Here is a 1,622-nt window from a genome sequence, read left to right on the forward strand (position 1 = left end):
TGTGGATATGTCGAATTATTTCATTGACGGGTGTTTGTTGTAGGAAATATTACCTATCGGCTTTGCGGGTGGCTCGGTTGAGCAGCGCGTAGGGAAGAGGTCTCAGAAAAATTGGCTTAGCCTGCGGTGGCCTCTTCGCGGGCAAGCCCGCTCCTAGTGTGCCCGGCATGGGCCAAAACCAGTCATCTGAGATTGATGACCAGACTGAGTGACAACAACTGTAGCGAAACGCCATTTTGCTCAACTGCTCATCCAGCCTGGCAAAGAAAACCGTCCGCCTGGTGTAGAACCGACTCAAGAGGGTAGGTAGTGTGACAATATGAGTGCGCTGAACAAAATAATATGGCTTGCCCACAGTCCTATCAATATAAGCTTTTCGTTACGTGGGAATTTTTTTATTTCCTCGATGTCAGCATATCCCCTGTAGATGAATATCCTGGGTATAGCCAGTAGCGTTGCAATTTGGCCGGTCCTTATTGTCTTGCCTAGGAGCCCAGCGTGCTGATAATTCTTGATGTTGTCGCATACAAGACGAGAGGTGGGCAAAAAGGACTCAAAATGCTCGGTGTACTTATGTGCAATAAAAATTTGGGCGCCAACGGCAATTGACATTGATGTGATCAGTGCAAGCGCGATCAGGCCCGGCTCTATGGTAATCATTTGGATAACTCGTGATATAAGAATTCGCCTAGGATTTCGCCGTTTTCACTTCCGAAGTCCCCGGCAAGCTTCGCCCCAGCGGCGCCACCAATGACTGCGCAGGTCAGAGCTCCCAGGCCGGCAGTCCCTACTCCCAAGGCCGCACATACAGCGGGCGCCACAATATTCCCTCCTACGTATCCGCCTATACCGCCCCCAGTCAGCCCCCCGATTAATGATGTACCATTGACATAGCTGGCTCGTCTGCACTCATCTTCTCTACCCATTGTGCATGCTTGACGAATCGCCAGACTTGTCGCTGTTACATCAAGTGCGATGCCAACGTAACTACCTTTTTTTATCAGGTTGGCAGCCTTGCCCACACCGGCAACCTTGTCTGCATATCCCGCAATCTCCCCTGTATGCAAATAACTTTTCGTAGAGATGCCAAGCGTTCTCTTGATAGACCCTTTATTCCGCAAGCTGGCACCAAACGCGGCCATTTTGCTCAACTGCTCATCCAGCCTCACAAACAGCGCCGCACGCCTGGCATAGAACTGATCGCGAGCTTTGAGCGTCCCATGACCCCATGTACTCCTGGTGCAGCTATTCAATTTCCAGCAACGTGTCCTGAATCGCCTTCAGGTGCCTGCTCCAGCCATCGCTGACCACGCCTGCGCCCATGGACGCATGGGCAAGCAGACTCTTGAGCAATTCGAAATTCTCCAGAAAGAACTCATCGGCACCTTGCCCGCTGCGCATCAGCCCCATGTGTGTCGTGGCAGCGTTCGCCATCAGATAGGCCTCCTGGCTGGTACAGGAAGCCGTTGACCAGTCACCGACTATGACCAGTTCGCCGCTCCTGACAACACTGTTGTAAATGTGTGCATTCAGAACGTCGAACTTGTTCGCAGAATGCCCACTCAGCGCAAGGCCAGCCTTGAGCGTGTGGTAGTTCTGCATTCTGGGATTGATGAACGCGC

The 1,622-nt window shown here is 52.1% G+C and carries 1 protein-coding gene and 1 pseudogene; both read right to left on the minus strand.

From position 1 onward, the window contains the following. Positions 1–294: 294 nt before the first annotated feature. Positions 295–660 carry a hypothetical protein gene (locus ACIPW4_RS27310; protein WP_400663782.1) on the minus strand — a complete coding sequence of 122 codons (366 nt, stop codon included), beginning with the start codon at positions 658–660 and terminating at the stop codon, positions 295–297. Then, positions 657–1,622 (minus strand): annotated as a pseudogene (locus tag ACIPW4_RS27315) (hypothetical protein); the annotation flags it as partial. The gene ACIPW4_RS27310 and the pseudogene ACIPW4_RS27315, both read right to left, overlap by 4 nt.

Origin of the sequence: Pseudomonas sp. NPDC089996 (assembly GCF_044748405.1) — a bacterium.
Lineage (GTDB): Bacteria > Pseudomonadota > Gammaproteobacteria > Pseudomonadales > Pseudomonadaceae > Aquipseudomonas.